The following is a 1,993-nucleotide window of genomic DNA, read 5'->3' on the forward strand; positions in this document are numbered from 1 at the left end:
GGCCAAGGGACGGGGGCTGCGAATGGGACGGACCCACCGCAGGCACGGCGTGCGCGTCGGTCGGGAGGCGTCGTCGGGTGGCGGCGACGACCGCCACGGCGACCGGGTCGAGGCCCACCGCGACCAGGGCGCGCTGCGCCTCACGGGCCGTGGTCCCGGTCGTCAGCACGTCGTCGCACACCACGACGCGTGCCCGGGTACGCCGTCCGGCGAGGCGCCGCAGGCCCGGCGCCGGGCAGCACATCGACCCGGCGAGGTTGGCCGCGCGGTCGGTGGCCGTCAGGTGCTTCTGGTCGCGCACGCCGCCGCGGGAGGCGAGGAGGGTGGCCGGGAGGGCGTCGTACGCCGCGCGGCGCAGGAGGATCGCCGCGCCACGGACCAGGGTCCCTGTCGGGTCGTAGCCGCGCCTGCGGGTGGACCCGGGTCGCGACGGCACCGGCACGAGCACCACCGGCACGCCGTCGGGCGGTCCCACCGCCGTCCGCACCGAGGTGGCCAGGAGTCCGGCGAGCACCCGGGCGAACGACCACTGCCCGCGGTCCTTGTGCCCGATCACGAGGGCGCGCAGCGTGTCGGCGTACTCCCCCGCCGCCCACGGGGTCACCAGCCCGGCCGGCACCGGGCTGGGCCAGGCGGGCCACGCCGTGATCGGCAGGGCGCCCCGGCAGTCCGGGCACAGCATCCGTCCCGGCCGGGCGCAGCCGACACAGCTGCTCCCGAGCAACAGGTCGAGGGCAGCGTCGCGCACCGCCCCATCGGAGCATCTCTCGCCCCCCGGCCCCGATCCGGTGCGTGGGCCCTGTGGAGAGCGTGTCGGCCGACGGGGTTGGGGACGGTCCGGGGACCGACACCGGTCAGCCGACGTAGGTCAGCGACGTCAGCCCCGAGGGCAGGGTGCCCAGGGGCCGCGTCGGGGAGGTGAGGTCGATGACCTCCTCGCCGGCGACGGCGTACACCGCCGCCCCCTCCACCGGGGACCCGACCAGCCGCCGGAAGGCGCCGCGCACGCGACCCGAACCCGACGTCACGACCTCACCGGGAGCGCCGTCGACCGACACGGTGCGCACCTGCGACAGGTCGTCGGTGATGTCGGAGAGCACGGAGACCGTCGTCGTCGAGCGCCAGGCGATGTCACGGACCTGCCCGGACGCGTCGGGCTGGTAGGCGAGCTCCTGGGCCTGGGTGGCGCCGAGCACCCGGCCCTGGTCGTCGTGGAGGATCCGGCCGGCGACGACCCGGTCGCCGGAGGGGGTGGCCACGACCGCGACCAGGCGACTGCCGTCGCGGGAGACGAGCAGCCGCTCGACGTCGCGCCCGGTCACCCCCGGCACATCCACACTGCGCGCCCGTGTGCCCGTCACGACCAGCACCCGCGCGTGGCCTCCGTTGCGGTCCACGAGCCACATCCGGTCCGAGAAGTCCCAGGCCGGGGGGAGGAGGTTGCGGGCCCCGCTGACGACCTGCACCGCGCGGCCGCCGTCGTCGACGGGCGCGACGAGCACGGCGCTGCCGTCGCCGGAGACCCCTGCGACGCGCGTGCCGGCGAGGTTGACCCCGATGGCGCGGACACCGAGACGCTCCTCGCCCATCGGGCCCGAGGTGGCGAGCAGCGAGGTCACCGAGCCACGGACGACGCGGCCGTCGACGAGCGCGAAGACGTCACCGGTCGCCGAGGCCCCGGTGGGGTCGAAGGCGCTGCCGACGTCGAGGTCCACCTGGGTGGCACCGCCCGGCAGGCCGAGCTCGCGGTCGCCGATGGTGAGCTGGACGGCCCGGATGCGGGGCTCCTGGCGGAGCGTCCAGATGAGCTGCGTCAACATCAGCTGGCTCGTGGTCTCGTCGATCGTGCCGGAGGCGCCGTCGAGGGCGACCTGGGCGATGCCGGCCGATGTGATCGGCACCGGGCGCGCCGTGAAGCCCTCGGGAAAGTAGGTGCGCTCGATCCGCGGGTCCAGCGCGGCCGAGGGCAGCAGGCCGGGCACCAGCGAGGAGG

At 76.1% G+C, this 1,993-nt stretch carries 2 protein-coding genes; both read right to left on the minus strand.

The window, feature by feature from the left end; translation table 11 throughout:
• On the minus strand, positions 1 to 748 hold a 748-nt coding region (locus ACXJKL_RS20035; protein ID WP_457208753.1), incomplete at its 3' end, for a ComF family protein.
• A 106-nt stretch (positions 749 to 854) separates the two neighbouring features.
• Positions 855 to 1,993 (minus strand): LpqB family beta-propeller domain-containing protein (locus ACXJKL_RS20040; RefSeq protein ID WP_457208754.1); only part of this gene is annotated, 1,139 nt, incomplete at its 5' end.

The sequence above is a fragment of the Nocardioides sp. P5_C9_2 genome (assembly GCF_054049555.1).